Source organism: Brevundimonas sp., from assembly GCF_041648115.1.
Taxonomy (GTDB): Bacteria; Pseudomonadota; Alphaproteobacteria; order Caulobacterales; family Caulobacteraceae; genus Brevundimonas.
Genome location: NZ_JBAZPR010000036.1, coordinates 1 through 3,205, shown reverse-complemented (window position 1 = coordinate 3,205; position 3,205 = coordinate 1). Strand labels below are relative to the sequence as shown.

Here is a 3,205-nt window from a genome sequence, read left to right as displayed (position 1 = left end):
CGAGCAAGGGCCAGGATGTGACGAGCGCCGCGCAGACGACAAGAAGCAGGCCCCCGACGAGAATGCCCGCCTTGCGCCATCGTTGAACGGATTGGATATCGACCGCTGATCGACAGGCGTCATCAGGAAGTGATGAGCCGGACGAAGCAGGGCTTGCGGGTTTGGAGACGCTCGAGACGTCGTCGGAGGGATCGAGCGGCATCATTGCGCCTCCCCCTCATCCGGACGATCCTTAGCCGCATCGCGCAGGATGTCCACGCCGCCCTTCAACGCGATGGCGGCCACGAGGACGCCGACGACGAGGTCCGGCCACGCCTGGCCGAGCCAGAGCACCAACGCCCCGGCGACGAGGATGCCTCCGTTGGAGGCGAAGTCGTTGAAGCTGAACGTCTCAGCAGCCTTCATGTTGACGTCGGCGCTGTGCTGGCGGCGGATCAACTGCAGGCAGATCAGGTTGATGATCGCCGCAACGACCGCGAGCCCCATCATGGTCGGGCCGATCGGTTCGGTCCCGATGAGGAACCGACGACCCGCGTCGAGAAGGACGCCAGCGCCGAAGATGAGGAGCATGACGCCCGAAAGGCGCGCCGCCCCCCGCTTCCACGAAACGGGCCGACCGATCGCGAGAAAGCTGATCAGATAGACAGCAGCGTCCGAGGCGTTGTCCACCGCGTTGGCCAGCAAAGCGCTGGAATCGGCGGACAGGCCGCCGATCCCAAGAGCTAATGCCAGGCCCGCGTTGAGCGCGAGAACCGTCAGCAACGTGCGTCGCTGCTGACGGTCATCCTGAGTGCGAGCAATCAATCCTCCACCCCCTCGTCCTTGCGGTGACGCACCGCCTTGGCCGCGAAGGTCGGCAGGACCAGCAAGGTCAGGGCTGTCGCGGTCAGGAGGCCGCCGATGACGACAGTCGCCAGAGGCTTCTGCACCTCGGCCCCCGCGCCGTGGGCGAGGGCCATCGGGATGAAGCCGACGATGGCGACCAAGGCTGTCGTCAACACCGCACGCAATCGGCTGGACGCCCCTTCGATCGCCGCGTCCCGGGGCGCGAGCCCCGCCTGCAATCGCTCGCGAATGGCCTGCATCAGAACAAGTCCATTCAGGGTCGCCACACCCGAGACGGCGATGAAGCCAACGGCCGCAGACACCGAGAACGGCATCCCTCGCAGGAGAAGCGCCAAGGCTCCACCGATCAGGGCCAAGGGCACGCAGGCGAAGACCAGCCCAGCCTCGGAGAACGACCCCAGGGCCATGAACAGCAGCACCCCGATCAAAACGAAGACGATCGGAATAACCAGGCCCAGGCGTTGTTCGGCGCGTTTGAGGTTCTCAAACTGACCGCCCCAGGTCAGGCGGACGCCTGGCGGGAGCTGGATCTGATCGACCTTCGCTTGCGCGTCGGTGACGAAGCCGCCCAGATCCCGGCCGCGGACGTTGGCCTGGACCACCATCCGTCGGCTGCCGTCGTTGCGGCTGATCTGGTTCGGCCCCTCGGCGCTCTGGATGCGAGCCACCGAGGACAGAGGCACGGTCACGCCCGTCGCAGAGACGATGGGCAGGGCCGCGAGCGCCGCCGGATCGTTGCGTGCATCGTCCGGTAGGCGGACGACGACGTCGAAGCGACGATCGCCCTCGAAGATCCGGCCGGCCTCCGCGCCGCCGATGGCGGCCGAGACCGCTTCGGAGACGTCGGCTGCGGACAGGCCGTAGCTGGCCGCCGCGAACCGATCGACGCTGACCGTCAGGGTGGGCAAGCCGGACGCCTGTTCGACGCGAACGTCGGCGGAGCCCGTGGTCTGGCGCAGCGCGCCGGCCACCTGATCCGCGACCCGCTGCATGGTGTCGAAGTCGTCGCCATAGACCATGACCGCGAGGTCGGTCCGCACGCCTGAGATCAGTTCGTTGAAGCGAAGTTCGATGGGTTGGCTAAACTCGAAGTTGTTGCCGATCTGCTGATTGGCCAGATCTTCGAAGCGCTCGAGAAGGGCTTCCTTCTCGAGACCGGAATCAGGCCAGTCCTTGCGGTCTTTCAGAACGATGACGCTGTCCGAAATGTTGGGCGGCATCGGGTCGACGGCCGCCTCGGCGGTGCCGGTCCTGGAGAACATGGTCTCGACTTCCGGCTGGGCGGTGATGACCCGTTCCAACGCCATCTGCATGGCGAGGGACTGTTCCAGCGACGCCGAGGGAACCCGCAGCGCCTGCATGGCGATGTCGCCTTCGTCCAGGGTGGGGATGAACTCCCTCCCCAGGGACGAGAAAGCCAGACCACCGACAACGACCGCGCCGAGCGCCGAGATCAAAACGATCTTCGGACGATCGACGGCGGCGCGGATGGCCGGCTGGATCCAACGCCGCGCGTGGCGGAGCAGGAAGGTTTCGTGTTCGTGGGCCTGGCCGTGTTCGTCGGTCTCGACCTTCTTGGGATCCCGCACCAGCAGGGCCGTCATCGCCGGCACGAAGGTGAAGGAGAAGATGAAGGCGCCGACGAGCGCCAGCATGACCGTCGCGCCCATGGGGACGAACGTCTTGCCCTCGACGCCCTCAAGCATCAGCAGGGGAGTGAAGACGAGCAGGATAATCAGCTGACCGAAGGCGGCCGGCTTGACCATCTTGCGAGCTGCGGCCACGGCGACATCAAGGCGTTCCCGACGGGTCAGGGCCCGTCCCAGATCGATCCGCCGTTGCGATAGCATCAGGAGGGTGCTTTCCACGACGATGACCGCGCCATCGACCAGAAGGCCGAAGTCCAGCGCGCCCAGGCTCATCAGGTTTCCACTGATGCCGAACCGGTTCATGCCGATGACGGCGAACAGGAAGCTGATCGGGATCATCAGCGCTGTGATGCTGGCCGCACGAATGTTGCCGAGCAGCAGGAACAGAACGACGATGACCAAAAGCGCGCCCTCGGTGAGGTTGCGCGCCACCGTCGAAATTGTCGAGTTGACCAGGGCGCTACGGTCGAGAACCGTTACCGCCTCGATCCCCGCGGGCAGCGTCTTGCGAACTTCCTCAAGACGCTCCCCGGCCGCCTGGGCCACGGTGCGGCTGTTGCCGCCCGCGATCATCAGCGCCGTACCGAGCACGGCCTCGTGGCCGTCACGGCTGGCGCCGCCCAGGCGCGGAGCCTGGCCGATCTCGACCGTGGCGACATCGGCGACCCGCACGATCAGGCCGTTCCGGTTGACGACCGGCGCCTGAGCCA

The 3,205-nt window shown here is 66.2% G+C and carries 2 protein-coding genes and 1 pseudogene; all 3 read right to left on the bottom strand.

The genetic code is table 11. From position 1 onward, the window contains the following. Positions 1–205, bottom strand: a pseudogene (locus WC597_RS17100) (isoprenylcysteine carboxylmethyltransferase family protein); the annotation flags it as partial. Next, complete coding sequence (locus WC597_RS17095; RefSeq protein ID WP_372695266.1) at positions 202–804, bottom strand: cation transporter; 603 nt, start codon at positions 802–804, stop codon at positions 202–204. The gene WC597_RS17095 and the pseudogene WC597_RS17100, both read right to left, overlap by 4 nt. Continuing rightward, positions 801–3,205 (bottom strand): efflux RND transporter permease subunit (locus WC597_RS17090; RefSeq protein WP_372695265.1); only part of this gene is annotated, 2,405 nt, incomplete at its 5' end. The genes WC597_RS17095 and WC597_RS17090, both read right to left, overlap by 4 nt.